This is a genomic window from Pseudogemmobacter humi, from assembly GCF_900609055.1.
Lineage (GTDB): Bacteria > Pseudomonadota > Alphaproteobacteria > Rhodobacterales > Rhodobacteraceae > Pseudogemmobacter > Pseudogemmobacter humi.
Genome location: NZ_UXAW01000134.1, coordinates 75,840 through 92,431, shown reverse-complemented (window position 1 = coordinate 92,431; position 16,592 = coordinate 75,840). Strand labels below are relative to the sequence as shown.

The 16,592-nt window shown below is 61.6% G+C and carries 15 protein-coding genes; 6 read left to right on the top strand and 9 right to left on the bottom strand.

All coding sequences use genetic code 11. The annotated features are described in order from the left end of the window. Nucleotides 1-4: 4 nt before the first annotated feature. Nucleotides 5-703: a LuxR C-terminal-related transcriptional regulator gene (locus tag XINFAN_RS20735; RefSeq protein ID WP_124088747.1), complete on the bottom strand. Its 699-nt coding sequence runs from the start codon at nucleotides 701-703 to the stop codon at nucleotides 5-7. Then, nucleotides 700-2,835 (bottom strand): sensor histidine kinase, encoded by a 2,136-nt coding sequence (locus XINFAN_RS20730; protein WP_199286493.1) that lies wholly within the window; start codon nucleotides 2,833-2,835, stop codon nucleotides 700-702. Before XINFAN_RS20730 ends, XINFAN_RS20735 begins: the two co-directional genes overlap by 4 nt. Before the next feature lie 131 nt (nucleotides 2,836-2,966). Between XINFAN_RS20730 and XINFAN_RS20725 the strand changes: the two genes are divergently transcribed. Then, nucleotides 2,967-5,279, top strand: coding sequence for an autotransporter domain-containing protein (locus tag XINFAN_RS20725; RefSeq protein WP_124088746.1), 2,313 nt, complete (start codon nucleotides 2,967-2,969; stop codon nucleotides 5,277-5,279). A gap of 327 nt (nucleotides 5,280-5,606) precedes the next feature. On the opposite strand, the gene XINFAN_RS20720 is transcribed toward XINFAN_RS20725, so the two are convergent. Then, nucleotides 5,607-6,920, bottom strand: coding sequence for a DUF2254 domain-containing protein (locus XINFAN_RS20720; protein ID WP_199286492.1), 1,314 nt, complete (start codon nucleotides 6,918-6,920; stop codon nucleotides 5,607-5,609). A 180-nt stretch (nucleotides 6,921-7,100) separates the two neighbouring features. Between XINFAN_RS20720 and XINFAN_RS20715 the strand changes: the two genes are divergently transcribed. Continuing rightward, nucleotides 7,101-7,532: a hypothetical protein gene (locus XINFAN_RS20715; protein ID WP_124088744.1), complete on the top strand. Its 432-nt coding sequence runs from the start codon at nucleotides 7,101-7,103 to the stop codon at nucleotides 7,530-7,532. Between the two features lie 224 nt (nucleotides 7,533-7,756). Here XINFAN_RS20715 and XINFAN_RS20710 read toward each other — a convergent pair whose 3' ends face one another. The 4 genes from XINFAN_RS20710 to XINFAN_RS20695 all read right to left on the bottom strand — a co-directional run bounded on the left by XINFAN_RS20710 (nucleotide 7,757) and on the right by XINFAN_RS20695 (nucleotide 12,285). Next, nucleotides 7,757-9,910 carry a ParB/RepB/Spo0J family partition protein gene (locus tag XINFAN_RS20710; RefSeq protein WP_124088743.1) on the bottom strand — a complete coding sequence of 718 codons (2,154 nt, stop codon included), beginning with the start codon at nucleotides 9,908-9,910 and terminating at the stop codon, nucleotides 7,757-7,759. 401 nt (nucleotides 9,911-10,311) lie between these two features. Next, the gene (locus tag XINFAN_RS20705; RefSeq protein ID WP_124088742.1) at nucleotides 10,312-10,752 is read right to left on the bottom strand and encodes a JAB domain-containing protein; all 441 of its coding nucleotides are present in this window, start codon (nucleotides 10,750-10,752) and stop codon (nucleotides 10,312-10,314) included. Continuing rightward, complete coding sequence (locus tag XINFAN_RS20700; RefSeq protein ID WP_124088741.1) at nucleotides 10,745-10,945, bottom strand: hypothetical protein; 201 nt, start codon at nucleotides 10,943-10,945, stop codon at nucleotides 10,745-10,747. Before XINFAN_RS20700 ends, XINFAN_RS20705 begins: the two co-directional genes overlap by 8 nt. A gap of 143 nt (nucleotides 10,946-11,088) precedes the next feature. After that, on the bottom strand, nucleotides 11,089-12,285 hold the full coding sequence (locus XINFAN_RS20695; RefSeq protein WP_124088740.1) for a DUF932 domain-containing protein: 1,197 nt from the start codon (nucleotides 12,283-12,285) through the stop codon (nucleotides 11,089-11,091). Nucleotides 12,286-12,479: 194 nt separating this feature from the next. Here XINFAN_RS20695 and XINFAN_RS20690 point away from each other — a divergent pair, with 194 nt between their 5' ends. The 3 genes from XINFAN_RS20690 (at nucleotide 12,480) to XINFAN_RS20680 (ending at nucleotide 14,032) form a co-directional block, all read left to right on the top strand. Further along, nucleotides 12,480-13,154, top strand: a complete 675-nt coding sequence (locus XINFAN_RS20690; RefSeq protein ID WP_124088739.1) for an NYN domain-containing protein — start codon at nucleotides 12,480-12,482, stop codon at nucleotides 13,152-13,154. Nucleotides 13,155-13,241: 87 nt separating this feature from the next. After that, nucleotides 13,242-13,559 carry an H-NS histone family protein gene (locus XINFAN_RS20685; RefSeq protein WP_124088738.1) on the top strand — a complete coding sequence of 106 codons (318 nt, stop codon included), beginning with the start codon at nucleotides 13,242-13,244 and terminating at the stop codon, nucleotides 13,557-13,559. Nucleotides 13,560-13,612: 53 nt separating this feature from the next. Beyond that, a complete protein-coding gene (locus XINFAN_RS20680) occupies nucleotides 13,613-14,032 on the top strand; it encodes a hypothetical protein (protein ID WP_124088737.1) in 420 nt (139 codons plus the stop codon). Nucleotides 14,033-14,236: 204 nt separating this feature from the next. Here the strand turns inward: XINFAN_RS20680 and XINFAN_RS20675 are convergent. Beyond that, nucleotides 14,237-15,018, bottom strand: a protein-coding gene (locus XINFAN_RS20675; RefSeq protein ID WP_124088736.1) for an IS5-like element ISPaes1 family transposase whose coding sequence is annotated in 2 segments (ribosomal slippage) — nucleotides 14,237-14,676 and nucleotides 14,676-15,018 — 783 coding nt in all. Because the reading frame shifts where the segments join, the coding sequence is not laid out codon by codon here. Nucleotides 15,019-15,200: 182 nt separating this feature from the next. On the opposite strand from XINFAN_RS20675, the gene XINFAN_RS20670 reads away from it, so the two are divergent. Next, nucleotides 15,201-15,659: a helix-turn-helix domain-containing protein gene (locus XINFAN_RS20670; RefSeq protein ID WP_160144686.1), complete on the top strand. Its 459-nt coding sequence runs from the start codon at nucleotides 15,201-15,203 to the stop codon at nucleotides 15,657-15,659. Nucleotides 15,660-15,762: 103 nt separating this feature from the next. Here the strand turns inward: XINFAN_RS20670 and XINFAN_RS20665 are convergent, their stop codons facing one another. Further along, entirely contained in the window at nucleotides 15,763-16,464 is a 702-nt protein-coding gene (locus tag XINFAN_RS20665; protein WP_020952702.1) for a VIT1/CCC1 transporter family protein, read from the bottom strand. Nucleotides 16,465-16,592 lie beyond the last annotated feature (128 nt).

The window sequence follows — 16,592 nt, the reverse complement described above, 5'->3', positions numbered from 1 at the left end:
CCGGTCATGTGCGATGGGGGCCGTCTGCAGAGGGCGTGCCCGTCCCGTTCTCAGACTCCGCTTTGCCGGGGGAAAGTCCGAGCATGGTCGCATACCACGACGCCTCGGCTCGCGAAGATATCCCGAGCTTGCGATAGATCGATTTGATATGCGTCGCCACGGTATTGCCCGAAAGCGCGAGTTGATCGGCCACATCGACATTCCGCATCCCGCGGCTGATCAGCGCAAGCACCTCTTTCTCGCGTTCAGTCAGGCCCTCTTCCGATGTGACAGCGGGGCCCGTCAGCTGGAAATGCTCCATGATCCGCCGCGCGATAGCCGGTGAAAGGGCGGGGATACCCTCCGCGAGTTGCGACAGCTGTCGGATGATCGTCTCCGAAGGTTGTTCCTTCAAAAGGTAGCCGTTGGCCCCGGCAGAAAGGGCAGCAACGATATGCACATCATCCCCCATCACGGTCGTGATCACGCAAAGCGTGTCTGCACTGCGCTGGCGAACGGCCCGGAGGATCTCGATCCCCGAGCCATCCGGCAATCCCAGGTCAATCAGGGCCACATCATAGAGTTGCTGGGATGCCGCCATGAGGCCCGCGCGCAGGGTTGACGCCATGGTAATCTCATGTGGCGCTGAGAAAGCAGCCTCGGCAATGCCCCGAAGCCACTTCCGGGCCTCGGCGAGGTCTTCGACGATCAGGATACTGGTCATGCCATCTCACCTGTCAAAAGGGGAAAGCGAGCAGAAACGGTCAGCCCTGGCTTTGCATCTTCAAGAGCCAGTGTGCCTTTGAGAGCCAGGAGGCGCGCCTCGATGTTGGACAGACCATTGCCGTTGCTATCAGTGTCGGCCGCAAGTCCCCGCCCATCATCGCTTGCACGGAAATCAACGATTCCGTCGCGAATTTCAAACGACAGGCGCAGCCGGCCGGCACCGGAATGGCGGATCGTATTGCTGATGATCTCCCGCAGAATCGACCGCAGGGAATGCGCCGCGTTCGGCGACAGCATACGGTTGCCATCTTCGCAGTCATCGTGCCAATCCAGACGGATATCTGCTGCCGAAAGCCGTTCCAGAGCCTCGACCTTCAGGTCAGCCAGAACCTCCTCAAGCGTCTTGCCACCGCGCGCGGCGTTGTTGACGATGTCCCGCAGATCCGAGATCGTTTCTCGGATCAGCATATCCTTGCGGTCAGGCGCAGGGCTGTAGAGCGCAGACAGAAGTTGCGCACCCAGATTGTCATGCATGTCACGCGCGATCCGCGTCCGTTCTTCGGTCGCGCCCCGCTCATGTGCGTCACGACTGGCGATGGCATGAGCAAGCATGGTGCAAATCTCGGCGGCAAGGCCGCGATCTTGCGGGCTGAACAGACGCTGGCCCGCATGGGCATAGGACATTTTGAGCGGCGGGAGGCCTGCAATGCCCGGGACATCAAGCGCAAGTCCCTCCTCTGCGATGGTGGGCTCGCGCACGACCCTGACGCTCGGGTTTATCTGCAATGGACGGAATGTGCCCTGCAAAACCCGCCGCCACTCCATTGTCCGATCAGCGGCCGGGGTCAGCGCCACATCGATGATATGTCCGAACAGGGCCTCTCTGTCGAGCTCGCGCTTGGGCATCAGCCAGCGCGCCAGCCGCTCGCGGAACGGCAGGTAGACCAGCGCGACCGTCAGCAGGGACAGGGCAAAGGCGGCGGGGCGCTCAAGCGCCACAAATGAGATCAGCACCGCATCAAGCAACACCAGCAACAGCACTGCCGAGAAATAGCCAAGGACAGAGAATGCCCAGCTTTCCAGCTCGAACAGGCGATAGCGCGCAACACCTGCCCCGACTCCGACGAACAACATGGCAAACAACACGAAAGCATACCCTTGGGACACAGCAGGCTGCAGGCCAAAGAGATTGGGCATCAGGACCACGGTGACGAAAGTACCGGCACAGAGCCCGACCGAAAGCGCGAACCAACGGACGGCCGCGCGCGCGGCTGGATCGGCCCGGCTGGCACGGTATTGCCAGATCGCCCCTGCCAGAATGCCAGCCATCAGGATGACAGTCGGCAGATGATAGCCCTCCGCTGGCCCCGGAAGCAGGATCCACCCGGTATCAAGCGCCCAGATCACAGAATAGGCGGCAGGCAGAACCCACAAAAACCACAGCGGTGCCAGGCGGCGCGGGTAAACGAGAAACAGCAATGCCATCGCCACACCAAAGGCCAGTGCGCCAAGGTGGTTGATGGCCGACAACGTACGAAACACGTCTCCCGGCAGCGCAATCTCGCGTGAGGAATAAGCTGATGCGGCAAAAGCGGCGGCCGAAATTCCGGTCCCGGCGATGAGCAGAAGCGTGGCGGACAACTCGCTCCGGCGCAGGCTCCAGACCCAGGCTCCGACCATCAGACAGGTGAACCCAGCGAGAATCTGCACCCAGAAGACCAAAGGCAGGTCTGTCAGCGGTCGGTGCCCGCCGGGCGCCAGTTCCTGTGAATTGCCGCCGGATGCGACATGTACCGTTGAGGCGGAAAGGGCGGCGTGGAGCGCATCCTGCCGTTCGAAGAACATACGAAGCGATGCGTAACTTTCGGCCACATCCGGCTCTTCGACCAGATCGCCAGCCGAAATGGTTATCCCGCCAATTGCGTCAATTGCCGTACCAATCGGCAAGGCGGCGGCGGGTCCGTCCGGTGCGACCGTCCTGATCCGCACCTGCCCCGTATCATGATCGACGGCCAGCCCTACCCCGAGCCATGGCTGACTCAAAGCGATGAACAGGCAGGCCGCCGCCGCCGCAAGTGCCGTTGTTGCCGCAAGCATGAGGATGGAGAAGGGCGCAAGTCTCAGAGCCACCGGATCAGCATTTCCTTTAAGGGACCTGCCGGAACCTACGACAGGTCAGATCATCTGCCGCTCACCTGTTCAGGTGATATCCATGCAGGATCCATTCACCCTAGGTTGTTCGCGATTGCCAGGAAAGCGCATTGAAAGGGCAGATTTACATGAGGCGACCGATCTACAAGGAGCTGTTTCAGTCGACTGCATGGGCGTCATTGTCGCTCCTGGCCGCGTTCCCGGGTCTGGCCCAGGACGCGGCCAGCATTGAAACAGGGCTGGACCCTGTCGGCTCAATTCGCGACTACTTCGGGGATAATGATCCTGCCGATGACGAATTCAGCGATGCATTGACGGACGCCGTCTCGATCGGTGGCATGACGGCGGATGGCAGCAGCTTTGTTGGCACTGTCTATCGAAGCTATGCGCAAGGGATTTACAGCGGATTTGTCTGGTCAGACGACAGCGGTGTGCGGCCTGTGGGCGAACGCGACCCCGATGCGCCGCTGAACGCCAGCCAGTATTACACGGCAAGGGACATTTCTGCCGATGGCAGTGTCATCGTCGGCAAAGCCGCGCCCGGTGTGTCGGGCGGAGATTACGGCCAGCGTGCATATCGCTGGACCGAGGCCGGAGGGTTCGAGCCACTCGGCTCGATTGAGGGAAATACCAATCCGTTTTCCGAAGCGACAGCTGTCTCCGGAGACGGCAATGTCATCGTCGGCTACGTGGGCGCAACCGGGGGCGAGGCATTCCGCTGGACTGCTGCGGGGGGCATGGAAAGCCTGGGCTGGCTTGAAGGGCGCGAGTCCTACGGCAATGACCGGGCGACGGGCGCCTCCTGGGATGGCTCGGTGATTGTCGGCTCCGCCCTGTCCGATACCAGCCAGTTCCAGTCATTTCGCTGGACCGAAGAAGGCGGCATGGTTGCGCTGCCTACATTGGCCGCCTTCACCGCAAACAGGAACACCGCCGGCGCTGCGGCCATTTCATGGGATGGAACGGTCATCGCGGGTCACTCACTGCTCGGTTATTCCAACCAGGCCGTTCGCTGGGTCGATGGCGAGATCTTCTCGCTGGGCGGGCTTAACGGTGCCACCAGTTCGCTGTCGATGGGACGGGACATTTCGGGCGACGGTCTCGTGATCGTCGGCGATGTCAGTGGTTCCGGCGGCCGCAACAGCGGCTTTCGCTGGACCGAAGATGATGGGATGTTGACGGTCGAGGACTGGCTGCGCGCCAATGGCGTGACCATCATCGGCAGCCATCCCGCCGAACCCGAACGTTCGGATCTGACCGCAAGTGCCGATGCCACAAACGAGGATGGCTCTGTCATCGTCGGAACCACAAGGGACGGCAGCGTCTATATCGCCCGTGTCACCGGCACCTCTGACCCGGGTGAGGATGACGATGATGAGGGAACCGGAGACGGGGATGGCGGTGACGATGACACCGGCGACGGCGATGGTGATACGGGCGGAGGAGATGGAGATACCGGTGAAGACGAAGACGGCGACACCGGCGGCGGCGGCCTGATCACGGTCACGGACCTTGGTGCAAGTCTCGGAACCTCTGGCGTGACGAATGCCGCAACGCTGAGCAGCCTTAGCCTGATCGTCAACGGCGCCGGATCGCGCCCGCTTGATCGCCGGGTCGATGAAGGCCGCTTTACCATGTGGTTTGGCGGAGATCTCGCAAGCGACAACCACGGCAGCCGCGATGGCCGTATCGGGCTCGGCGAGATCGGGCTCGGCTATAATTTCGGCGCGGTGCAGCTGAACACTGTGCTGGGGTATACCGGCTTTGATCAGAACACGTTCCTGGGCGGATCAACCGAGGTCCGTGCCGGATATGTCAAGCTGGAGATGTTGGGCCAGATCAGCGGTGACAGCGAGCGCGGCCTCTGGGGTGTTCTGACCGGCACCGGGCTTTGGGGCGACGCCGACATAAGCCGCAATTATCGCACCAATGGCGGCCTGATCGACAGCTCCTTCGGTCATGCCGACGTCGAAGGCTACGGTATCCGCGGGCGCCTGCAATGGGAGAACGCAGCCCCGAACATTTCGCCATATGGCGAGCTCTCCTACGCACACACCTGCCTTGGCGGCTATACCGAGACCGGCGGCGCTTTTCCTGCCTCGTTCAACCGGCTGTGCGACAACATCACCGAAGCCCGGCTCGGCGTTGACGCCTCTTACGCATTGTCTGACCGCTTCAGCCTGATCGGCACGCTGGAAGGCGTTCACCGCTTTGAGGATCGCGGATCGAATGTCACCGGGAATGTGATCGGTCTTGGCGCCTTCGATCTGGGCGCGGCAGGATACGAGCAGAACTGGGCGCGGGCGCTTGTCGGTTTCGAGGTCGATATGGGCGGCTCCACCCTGTCTGTCATGGGCAATACCACCACAAAAGGCGGATCCGCCGACAATTGGATCGCCGCCAACTGGCGGATCACCTTCTGACCTGGACCAGCGCTGGCCGGGAAAGCCCGGCCAGTGTTTTGGCAGGTCAGCTGTTCAGACTGCATGGGTGCTGTGTTGACCCGAGGCAGATGATCGAACTTAATGAGCACGGGCAGAGGGAGGCCAGCAATGGATTGGATAAGCCTGATCGTCCCGGTCATGGGTGGCGCGATCCTTATCGGAGGTGTAGTTGTGGCCTGGGTCTCGATCCGGAGCCGTGGACAAAAGCCACCGCACAAACCCGGAAAGAGGTCGCGCATCTCAAACCGGCACATCAATCCCAAGACCGGCAGCTATTGACCCGCGATCAGCCAGGCCACGGACAGATCATTTGCGTGCAGCGGCCTCCAGTCTTTCCAGATCCCGGGCAAAGACCAGCGCCTGCGCTGCGCGCGCGCTGGCCATGTCGGCCTGCCGCCGTGCGGCAGTGCGGAACGCCTCCGGCCCGATCCGTGACAGGGCGGTCAGGCATTTCAGCAGCCGCAACTGGATCTCGATAAGCCCTGCCCCGTCACGGGCCATCAACATGAACGCGTCCTCGAACAGGTCGTCATCCTTCAGCCGGTCGACATGGATGCGGGGGTGCTCGGGCTCAATCTCGTCGCGATCCCCCTGCCCCTCAGCCCAGAAGGCGAGCAGTCGGGTGTTACGCCCAATGACATCCAGCGCCGTGCCTGGATCGTTTATCGCGGATGACATCGCGCGCGAACCGATCTCGCTCATCACCGCAAGACCGAAGCGCGGATCCTGTTCGAAGCTGCGGACAGCGGCCAGACTGAAGGCCGAGCGGATTTCAGCTCCGATGCCTTCAACGTCCTGTGTTGTCCCCATCCAGGCAAGCGGCGTATCGACCGAAACGAAGGCACCGGGATTGTGCAGCACATAGATGTCCTGCTCCTGTGCATCAGCGATTTCGGTCAGCAAGAACATGTCGATATGTTGCAGATGCCCGATCTTTTCCGCGCGTACGATCATCGCGCCATCCGGAATATCGCGGTCCCCCGGCGCAAGCGGCACACCGCCGAGATAGGGCGCTTCCAGCCGTTCCTTCAGCGCCGCTTTTGTGGCGGATTCGACGCGGTCAGTGGTCTCTCCCACCCGGCCAAGGCGAGTCAAATGATCAATCCAGCGCAGGAGATTTAAGACGACCAGCGCAACGACAATCACCGTCACAATAAACAGCACAGAGCGCCCGCTTGGCCCATACGCACCCGTCTTTAACACGATGATGCCAACGATGCTGAACAGGAATGAGCCTACAAAGGTGGAAAGAACCCTTTGCGAGACCGTGTCTTCGATCAGCAGCTTCGTCGCCCGGGGCGTGACATTGGTCGTGGCCGCCGAATAGGCTGCGGTCATCGTAGAGAGCGAGAAGGTCGTAACCGCCAGCATGGAGGAAGCGATGATGTTCAAAAGGCTGTCCACAGCATCCGCGCCAACGATTTCGGGCAGCTTCCACGGCAGATAGTATTGCGCGCCGATGGCAATCAGCGCTGTAACGACGCCCAACAATGCATAAGCACTGGCCCGCAGCCAGAGCTTGCGCAGGATCTGGGACAACAACCATTGCCAGCGGGTCATGCAGCCTCTCATATGCAGGAACAGCACAGGACCAATAGCAAGTTTTGCCGCAAGGGTCATGCGGCCCGATCGAGAATTCCGGCTTGCAGTCCGGGATGAGGATACCAGAATAGCACCATGTCAGACTTGGCTCCGTCTCCCCGAATTGCAACGTTCAGGCGGCCCGATGGTCCGGCTGTGATAGTGGTCGGTGCCTTGATGATGGCAGCGGCCTGTGCAGGTGCAGTCACGGCGGTTCTGATGCTGCGGCATCCCGACCTGAAGACGATCACAATTGTCTCGCTCGGCCTGTTTGCTGTTTCCGGTCTCGGCCTGGCCTTCATCCATGCCGGGCGCTGCCCGTTGCTCGTGGTACGACCCGATGCGGTGCTCATCCCGACCCTGTGCGGAACAAGACAAATTCCCGTCCGTGCCGGTCAGAATCTGGGGGAAATGCTGGCCCACAGCGCACGCGCTGGCGGGAACCGCAGCCCGGGTGAAGGGCACAAGTTCGTCCATTTCTACTTACGCGACGCCAATGGCCAACCAATCGAACTCCTGGCGCTGCACCGTGACGCACCAGATCTGATGCCGATCCGGCGTGCCCTTGCCGAGATTGCGGGGTTAAAGTTCAGACAACTCAGACCGATCAGGCTGCATGCTCAGACTAAGCCGGATTTCTCTGACCTTTAGCGACCTAGCAAACATTGGCATTCACGCAGTCCGAAGCTCCTCAATCATCACAGAGTTTCGGGAACCATGCGGGCGACCCATGGCAAGGCGGAGCCTTGTCTGTGTAGATCTCGACGAACTATGAGAATCGGACCTTGAGCTACAAAGAAAAGGCCCGGTCTTGACGACCGGGCCGGGGAAATGACAGGGAGAGGCAGGACGACCACAGCCGTCCTGACGATTGATCATTCCGCAGCAATGCGATGCGCCGGGTCCGGATCTTCTTCCTCGAGTGCATCATCCTCATCGCCTGCGAGGAAGTCCGGCAGCGTATCCAGCTCAGTCCCTTCGGCATCGCCAGCATCTGCGGCGGCCGCGAGGTCCTCCAACCTCAGCGGCTCCGGCAACCAGCCACTGCCAGCCAGCAGCCGCTCGGCTTCGGTGGCCATCTCGCCTTTCTTCAGATGCCCGATCAACTCCACCGCCTGCTCGCCCGCACCTTCGCGCACCGCCTCGAGAATGCGGGCCTTGGTCACGCGACCGAGGTAGTTGGCGACCGTCGGCTTCCAGCCGGACTCGACCAGATCGAGACCGGTCATGCGCGCGAGGCGATCCGCCTCCTGCATACGGCGATCCAGGCCATGCTGGCTGATGCCATTGCCACTATAGGGGTTCGGACGCTCATAGAGCGCGTTGACCCCGAAGCTCAGGCAATGTGCCAACAGCGCCTGACGGCTCGCCTCGTCCAGAGCATGCAGCCAGTCCCAGAGCCGATCATCGCCGTCATCAAGCGGGATATCCGCCCGCCACGCCGCGTGCCGTTCGTCGATGGCCTGCGCCGGGATCGAGTCGCCAAGATCCGGAGCCTGCACCGACAGATGCACTTCACTGACGCGCGCCTGCAGCCCAATGCCTGAGCTGCGGATGCCGAAGCAGTCGAGCACCAGCCGGTGCAGCAGTGCCGTCATTGCGATGCGCGGATTGTTCGCCACGGCATCGCGCAGGGCCAGGGTCCGATGCGCGGTCAGTTCAATCACCAGCCGTTCCGGGAGCGGCTTGATCGCCTCGCCTTCGTCTTCATCCTCTTCGGGCGCAGCGGCCGTTTCACCCCCTAGGGTGATGATCGCGCGCTGATGGCTGGTTTCCGGCGCGGCGCGCTGCAGCACCTCGCCGGTCTCGGGATCGACGATCTCGGGCTCCGGTTCCAGCGGTGCTTCATCCTCAGCGCGGACATAGCCACGCTCGATCAGCAGCGTGCCGTCGACATCGAGGCTGACAAAGACCCCGGCCCGCGCCATCTGCGCCGGATCGTAGATCATCGGTCGCATCTCGAAGGCGCCGAGGATCTTCTCGATCTCGCCCAGCCGGGCATCGACCTCATCGGGGTATTCTTCCGTTTGCGCATACTCGGCCTCGAGCCGGTCATATTCGTCCCGCAGCGCCTCGCGGGTGGCGCGTTCGTCCTCGGTCAGATCGACCGTGGTGCCGATCAGCTGCCGCATGCCGTAAGCATGGCTGTAGGGAAAGTTGACCGCGACCTCGATCCATTTCCAGCCCTCGGCGGCGATGGTCTCCGCATCGGCCTTCAGCTTCTCGTTCACCAGCCGGTCGAGCAACACCGGATCCTGCAGCCAGCCGCCATCGTCCTGCTGGAAGAGGTCGCGCAGCACATAGCCACCCGCCGCCTCATAGGCCGCGATGCCGACAAAGGTGACGCGCTTGTCCGAGGCCCGCACCGTGGTCTCGGTCAACAGGCGACGGATCTGGTAAGGCTCCTTCGACCAGCTGTCCTTCACCGCCTCCCAGACCTGAACCTGGCGTTCGTGGTCCGAGGAGATGGTGAAGGCCATTAGTTGCTCGAGAGTCATGCCGTCCTCGGCATAGATCTCGAGCAGTGCGGGCGCGACCGAGACCAACCGCAGGCGCTGTTTCACCACCTTGGCATCGACGAAGAAGGCGGCCGCAATGGCCTCCTCGGTCATGCCCTTCTCGCGCATCGCCTGGAAGGCGCGGAACTGGTCGACGGGATGCAGCGGCGCGCGTTCGATATTCTCGGCGAGCGAGACCTCGTCGATGAGCACATCGTCGGCAGCATCGGACACGATGCAGGGGACCGGGGCGGTTTTGGCGAGGCGCTTCTGCTTCACCAACACCTCCAGCGCCCGGAAGCGGCGACCGCCGGCGGGCACCTCGAACATGCCGGTCTCGGCGCCATCCTCGCCCAGAACCGGGCGGACATGCAGGGACTGGATCAGTCCGCGGCGCGCGATCGACTCGGCCAGTTCATCGACCGAAACGCCAGCCTTGACGCGGCGGACGTTGGACTGGCTCAGCACCAGCTTGTTGAAGGGGATGTCGCGCGAGGACGACAGGGTGATCTTCTGAACGGCAGTGGCCATGTCAGGTACTCCGAGGACGGGCGCCGGGGAGACCCTCTCTCCGGCTACCAACCCGTCATGGAAAACCCCTCCCCCCTCTCCCTCTAGCCGTGTGATCTCGGGTAAGGCCTTACAACGAAGGACCCGGATCACCATTGACGGCAACAAAGGATCGTGGTCGGCAGAGGAGAGCAGGAACATGGAAGGCCTCCCGGAAAGCGAGGTGGGGCGTCGGGATGCCGTGGCAACATAGAACCAAAGTTGAATTGGCCCTGCTCGTGCCAGATATGCGCGTAAGAGCGCCCGGCAGCGGCATTCCATTGACCAGCGCCTTGCCGAGAGGGATAGCAGTACTGTTCCCCCGGCAGGTCCCTGCCGAGCATACCGCCGGGGCTTTCTTTTTACAGCCCGACGGGGCGTGCTCAGATATCCCCCCGAGCCCGCAGGCTGACTTCCCTGCCGGCACCGACGATGATGTGGTCATGCAGGGTAAGACCCAGCGTCTTGCACCCCTTCTGGATTTCCTTTGTCATCTTCAGGTCGGCGTCCGAAGGCTCGGGATCACCACTGGGGTGATTGTGGACCATGATCAGCGCCGACGCGTTCATCAGAAGCGCTCGTTTCAGCACCTCGCGCGGATAGACCGGCACATGATCGACCGTGCCGACCGAGACACGAACATCGGAAATCAGCCAGTTTTTCCGGTCCAGGTAGAGTACATGAAAGCACTCTACCTCGCCGCGCACAGCCACAGCACAATAGTCCAGCACGGCCTGCCACGAGGAAAGCATCGGGTTCTGGTTGAAATAGCGCGCCAGAATCTCGCGCGCTTCAAGGATGGCGGTTTGCTCCTGCTCAGTCATCGGCCCGGCCTCCGGGCCCGCCGGCAAGCCTTGCGCGCCCATCGTCGTCATCATCTGACACGACGAATTGGAATTCCTGGGTGATGAAGTCGTTGAGCCGGATCGCCAGCTCCATATTGGTGGCGACCGAAAGGCCGAGCGCCATGAAGGCGGCGTAAACAGCGGTATCCACTTTTTCGTCGAAGGTTTGCATCAGGGGTCTCGCGGAATGAGAAGCCCGCCGCCCGCGCCTATAAGACTGCGGGCCTTTAGGCCGGGATGGGAACGCACGCGGCAACCGAGGGCCAGGAGCCGGGCTGCCGCGAGGTGAAGGGAAGAATGAGTGCGCGAGGGGCTTCAGCCCGCGCGCTCGAGTAGCTTCTTGGCCTTGCCCTCGAGCTCAAGCCGGGTGTCCTGCTGGGTCTTGTCCCGCGCGAGACGCGTGATCCCCTGAACAAAGTCAAAGATGCTCTCGGGCGGGTGGCCCTCCTCCACCAGCACCTTATCGATGATCTTACCCGCCTCGAGCTTCGAGAAGCCGCGCTTGCGCAGGAAGGTCTCGCGGTCCTCGTCGGTCCGGGCGACGATCTGCTGACGGGCAGCCTTGATCCCGTTGATAAAGCCGGAGGGCGAGGAATTGGCGAAGCGAGTCAGCGCCGGGGCGGCCTCATGCGCGAAGCGGGAGGCAGCGTATTTCGAGTGGCGGATTGTGATCTCCTGGAATTCTTCCTGCCCCCAGATGTTCCGGTTCTGGCACACGGCGCGGAGATAGAAGCTGGCGATGCCGAGGGTCTTGGCCCCGACCTCCGAGTTCCAGCAATAGAAGCCGCGGAAGTAGAGATCCGGCGATCCATCGGGCAGCTTGCCCACCTCAATCGGGTTGTGATCGTCTACGAGGAAGAGGAACACATCGCGATCCGAGGCATAGAGCGTGGTCGTGTCGCGGGTGATGTCCACGTCCGGATTATAGACCCCGGTCGACCAGTCGAGCGTGCCCGGCACCTTCCAGCGCGTATCACCGGTGCCGTTGCCCGCAATGCGTTGCACGGCCTCGACCAGCTCATGGTCATAGATCCGGCCATAATCCGGGCCGGTCACCGCGCGCAGCTCCGTCCTGCCGTCTTCGGTCTCGAAGGTCTTGATCTGCTCGGCCCGATGGCCCGAGAGGCCATACTGCAGATTGATCCCGGCCAGAGGCGCGGGAAGCTGGCGCAGATACGACGCCGGCGCACCAACCAGGCTGGCAAGTTGACCAAAGGCCCAATGGGTCGGTGCCAGCGGTGCATCCGCCTTCGGCAGGATCAGTTGCAGCCGCTCGGCATTGTCGCGGCTGGCCTCGACATGGATCTTTGCCGTCTCGACGATGCGGGACGTGCTGCGCTCCGAGCGTGCCTTGACCGAGGCCCACAGGTCATCGAGCGAGAGATAGCGCTCATCATCCGGCCGGTTGAACCATTCGGACGACACCCGACGGTTGCGCTCACCCCGGCTGACATCCACCTTGTATCCGCCGCGCACCGGGCGCGCGGGTTCCAGAATCTGCATGTTGTTCATGACAGTCACTCCGCGACGGGCCGCCGGAGGCCTCTCCCCCAGCCCGGACCCGTCACGGGCAAACCAGCCGCGCTCTCACTCTGGATCGGGCGACACCTATGGGCTGGCATTCCTAACGGGAGGAAACCCTGCTTCCGCCGAATTCTGACCGCATTGTCCCGGCAATATCACTTGCGGAATTACTGGGAGCGGGCATGACCGGGACAGTTTGCGTCCTCGTGGATGGCGACAATATCAGCGCAAAGCATGCTGCTGCGATCTTGCAGAAAGCGAAGTCCTGCGGCGGAGCACGGATTGCGCGGGTCTATATGGATGCGCAGCGCACATCTGACTGGCACAGCGCAGAAGGGTTTAGGCTCGTACATGCTGGCACGGGCAAGAACGCGGCCGACCTTCTGCTGACCGTCGATGCCATCGAATTTCTGTTTTCACTCGACATCAAGAACTTCCTGATCGCCAGCTCAGACGGTGATTTTACGCATCTGGCCGCCCGGCTGCGCGAGCGCGGCGCAACCGTGACCGGCGCAGGTGAGGCAAAGGCCCCCCAGAGCTTCCGCGCCTCATGCTCGGAATTTCTGGAGTTCGGACAGAGCGCGCCCGCAGCCAAAGCAGGAAAGCAGCCATCCAATCCGGCACCGCTCGACCTGCAGATCCGCAGCATGATCGCGACCCATAGCAAAAAGGGCGCCGGAATGAGGATCGCCGAACTCGCCCCCAGAATGCACAGCCAGCACGGCGTGAGGATCAGCACGCTGGCGGAGCGGACATGGCGCGCCTACCTCGTCGCCCGCCCGATGCTCTATTCCCTTGATCCGCGCGGACCGGATGCAATGGTAAGATTCCGGCCTGACGGCTTTGCAGCCACATGAGCCCACGATCATCGGGATATGGACACCAAGGCAATTGCAGCAGCAGTTTCACTGTCCTATCAATGAACAGGATCAAAGAGGACGCCGATGACTGATTTCAACCTCGACGGGCTGTCGCTAAGCGAACTGAAGCAGCTGGAAAAGTCAGTCGCTAGGGCGATCACTTCCTTTGAGGAGCGCCGGAAAGCCGAAGCCCGCGCCAAGGTTGACGAGTTGGCCCGCGAACTCGGCTATTCCTTCGAAGATCTTGCCGAAGCGGCACCGAGCCGAAAGCGTTCTCCTTCGGTCGCGAAATATCGTCATCCCGAAAACCCGGAACTGACCTGGTCTGGTCGCGGACGGAAACCGGGCTGGATCGGCGACGCGCTGGCCGCCGGAAAATCGCTCGAAGATTTCGCTATCTGATCAACAGGGCGGGGAACGTCAGACCCTCGCTCGCATTGCGAGACGAGGAAGCCATGCCCAATGACCTTGAGCGTAAGATTGCGTCTGTCTTGTCCAAGGCCATGGCGCTGATCTGTGTTCGTAATACTTGTCTTGAAACCCTGCATGCAGGCCCCGGAGTGGTCAGCCTTACCGGGGACTACTCTGATGTGATTGTGACCGACGCCAACGGCCGAGAGATCCCATGGTCAGAGGTCTCCAGGATCAGCGATGACGAGATGCGTGACTTGATGCGCGAAGTCGTCAATCGGCTCTACACATTCCAGTTGCGGGTCGGCGAACAAGAGTTTCGCGACTACCTGGACCGACAGCTCACATCGACCAAAAACTGGGATGAACCCAGGCACGACTGGAACCTTGCAGGTCGAAAGCTGCGCGAGTCGATCGGGCCTGATGCGCCAGTTGCCCCCGCGACCGAATACCCTGGCGCCTGACCAGAGCGCTCTGGAACCGAGCAACGCAGCATCTTGCTCCTAACCCCCTGAAACCGATACACTGCCCTTGGGGACGCCACGCGTCGTCCCTGGGGCGTGGAAACCCCTGAACCTGTCGGTATTGGCGTCGGCCGAAACGACGCCGATTCCTTGACCATGCGGTCGGGGAGCCTGTGACGTATGTCCAGGCGCTCCGGTGCTAGGTCATGTTGACAAATGGCGGAGCCAGAGCCTGATGCAGGCGACGTCGACGAAGCCGAGGAAGCTTTCGGCGGTTTTGTCGTAGCGGGTTGCCAGGCGGCGGCTGTTTTTCAGCTTGTTGAAGCAGCGCTCGACCATGTTGCGCAGGGTATAGATGGTCATGTCGACAGCCTTGCGCACCCTTCGGTTCTTTCGCATCGGTATCATGGGCAGGGCGTTGCGGCTCTCGATGTCTTCCCGAATTTTATCAGAGTCATAGCCCCTGTCGGCGACCAGAACGGCGGGCTGTGGAAGATTGTCGGCCATCACCAGATCGTAGCCGGTGTAGTCGGACTCTTGCCCCGGCGTGATCTCGGTCCTCATCGGGAGGCCTGCGCCGTTGACGCGGAGATGGATCTTGGTCGAGAAGCCACCTCTCGAACGGCCAAGAGCCTCTTTCGGAGTCCCCCTTTTGCGCCCGCCGCATGATGATGGGCGCGGATCACAGTGCTATCAACCATCTGGAGCTTGTCTGGAGCGATCCCAGCATGGTTCAGCGCGTCCAGGATGTCCTCCCACAGCCCTGCGAGCGTCCAGCGGCGGAACTGGCGATAGACCGAGGACCACTTGCCGAACTCTTCGGGCAGATCACGCCATGGCGCACCAGTCCTTGCGATCCAGAAAATCCCATCGAGAACAAGACGATGGTTCGCAGGTTTCCGCCCGTTAGCGTGCCGGACGGCACGAATGAAGCCCTCGAAGAAGGTCCACTCATCGTCGGATATCAGGTTGCGTGCCAAGTTCATCTCCCACGTAGAGATGAGCTTGAATCATAGGACGACTGACAGAGGAATCCATTTTGTCAACACGACCTAAAGGTCATAGGGACCGGACAGGTTCGGTTTTCCAACTCCCCGATCACGGGTCAGGAAGCGATTGCGGGGGCGTACCGCAGCATTCGCTTCTGTCCGGTATAGGGTGGGCCGAGTTGGACGGCGATCTGGATGGTTTTGACAGGCAACTCGGGGACAGGCTGAAGGCGCTGCGGACAAGACGCGGCCTGTCACTGGCAGATGTCGCCTCGGAAATCGGTATCAGCTATCAACAGCTCCAGAAACACGAAGCTGGCAGAAACAGCCTCACAATTCACCGACTGCTAAGGATCGCCAATGCGCTCGAAGTAGACCCGCAAACGATCTTGGAGGTGCTAACCTCGCCCGACGGCCAAGGAGAGCTATCAAGATTTTTGCCCCTGCAACGGCTCGGCGAGCGTCATAGACTTCTTAAGGCATATTTTGCGCTGCCAGAAGAAATCAGGTCGGCATTCCTGAACCTCATCGAGGGCACAGCTGACACGGGCGGATTGGACGCAGCAGCCCATGCACGGCTTGGTTTGCTATGGTCAACGAGCCGACACAGCGGTTCGTCACAGCACTCTAATTCTTGACGTCAAGAGCCATGATGGGCGGAGAGCGGACGGTCGCTGCGCAAAGGATGGAGGTCAGCAATGCGAACAAAGCGCTAATTCGCTGCAGTTACTCCCTGCCTGCCTAAACCGCGACCCCAAATAGTTTCCCGATAGCGGCGGTCACTGCCATCGCGGCACCGCCCCAGAAGACCACACGCAGTGTTGGTCGCAACAACTTGGCTCCGCCGGCCCAAGCCCCGAGAGCCCCGAGAACAGCAAGCGCGAGCAGCGTTGTCACAGTAACCACGACGGCGACAGTTTCTGCGGGTGAGACGAGCGCAGCGACCATCGGCACAGCCCCGGCCAAAGTGAACGTGAGCCCAGAGGCAAAGGCAGCCTGTAAGGGATTGGCGCTATGCACCTCAGAAAGGCCGAGTTCATCGCGCACATGGGCCCCAAGCGCGTCAGCTTCGGTCAACTCGCGCGCGACAAGCGCTGCCGTCGCGGGCGAGAGACCTCGGCTCTCCCAGATAGAAGCCAGTTCCGCCTCCTCCTCCGCGGGTGTCTCGCGCAGAGCCTGCGCCTCACGGGCGATGTCAGCACCTTCAATATCCGATTGTGAGCTGACCGAGACATATTCCCCCGCCGCCATCGACATCGCCCCGGCGGCCAATCCCGCGGCGCCTGCGATGAACACCGCCTCTGCGGAAGGATTGGCGACCGCCACGCCCACGATGAGCGCCGAGATCGAGACGATCCCATCGTTGGCGCCGAGCACCGCGGCCCGCAACCAACCGCTGCGGTTGACGAAATGCACTTCTTCATGGGCTGACTGATAGGTCATGGCCGTCCCGCTCCAATTTCATACTGTCGATCTGACCCTGTAGATTCCAGGCCGCGCCAAAGCTTCACCGCTCATCCGCGCTCGATGGATTGAAACGCTGACGAGGCAATCGACTTCCTTAAACTTCC

Coding starts and splice junctions, on each gene's coding strand:
- XINFAN_RS20735 (WP_124088747.1), bottom strand. CDS start 703: ATGACCAGTATCCTGATCGTCGAAGACCTCGCCGAGGCCCGGAAGTGG.
- XINFAN_RS20720 (WP_199286492.1), bottom strand. CDS start 6,920: ATGACCCTTGCGGCAAAACTTGCTATTGGTCCTGTGCTGTTCCTGCAT.
- XINFAN_RS20715 (WP_124088744.1), top strand. CDS start 7,101: ATGCTGCGGCATCCCGACCTGAAGACGATCACAATTGTCTCGCTCGGC.
- XINFAN_RS20710 (WP_124088743.1), bottom strand. CDS start 9,910: ATGGCCACTGCCGTTCAGAAGATCACCCTGTCGTCCTCGCGCGACATC.
- XINFAN_RS20705 (WP_124088742.1), bottom strand. CDS start 10,752: ATGACTGAGCAGGAGCAAACCGCCATCCTTGAAGCGCGCGAGATTCTG.
- XINFAN_RS20700 (WP_124088741.1), bottom strand. CDS start 10,945: ATGCAAACCTTCGACGAAAAAGTGGATACCGCTGTTTACGCCGCCTTC.
- XINFAN_RS20695 (WP_124088740.1), bottom strand. CDS start 12,285: ATGAACAACATGCAGATTCTGGAACCCGCGCGCCCGGTGCGCGGCGGA.
- XINFAN_RS20690 (WP_124088739.1), top strand. CDS start 12,480: ATGACCGGGACAGTTTGCGTCCTCGTGGATGGCGACAATATCAGCGCA.
- XINFAN_RS20685 (WP_124088738.1), top strand. CDS start 13,242: ATGACTGATTTCAACCTCGACGGGCTGTCGCTAAGCGAACTGAAGCAG.
- XINFAN_RS20680 (WP_124088737.1), top strand. CDS start 13,613: ATGCCCAATGACCTTGAGCGTAAGATTGCGTCTGTCTTGTCCAAGGCC.
- XINFAN_RS20665 (WP_020952702.1), bottom strand. CDS start 16,464: ATGACCTATCAGTCAGCCCATGAAGAAGTGCATTTCGTCAACCGCAGC.